The sequence below is a fragment of the Parapedobacter flavus genome, from assembly GCF_035818675.1.
Taxonomy (GTDB): domain Bacteria; phylum Bacteroidota; class Bacteroidia; order Sphingobacteriales; family Sphingobacteriaceae; genus Parapedobacter; species Parapedobacter flavus.
Genome location: NZ_JAYKZZ010000023.1, coordinates 1 through 336, shown reverse-complemented (window position 1 = coordinate 336; position 336 = coordinate 1). Strand labels below are relative to the sequence as shown.

The following is a 336-nucleotide window of genomic DNA, read 5'->3' as shown; positions in this document are numbered from 1 at the left end:
GGGGTGACGGTCAGCGTGGCCGTCAGCACCAGGTTGTCGTAGTTCGTGCCGCCATTGATGGTGGCCGTAGCTGTTTGGCTGCCCGCATCCGTGCGGTTGTTATCCGCGTAGCTTCCCGACGTGCCGGTAGGCAGCGTGCCGCCGAGGGCGAGCGACTGCGCCGTGCCGTCGTAAACGAAGCTGCCGACCGCAAAGGTGATGCCCGTGATCGTGGCCGGGGTGACGGTCAGCGTGGCCATCAGCACCAGGTTGTCGTAGTTCATACCGCCGTTGCTGGTGGCCGTAGCTGTTTGGCTGCCCGCATCCGTGCGGTTGTTATCCGCGTAGCTTACCGAC

At 64.6% G+C, this 336-nt stretch carries 1 protein-coding gene; it reads right to left on the bottom strand.

Going from position 1 to position 336, the window contains the following annotated elements:
* The coding region (locus tag U9S71_RS17635; protein ID WP_326329014.1) for a hypothetical protein at positions 1–263 on the bottom strand (263 nt) is incomplete at its 3' end.
* Between the last annotated feature and the right edge of the window lie 73 nt (positions 264–336).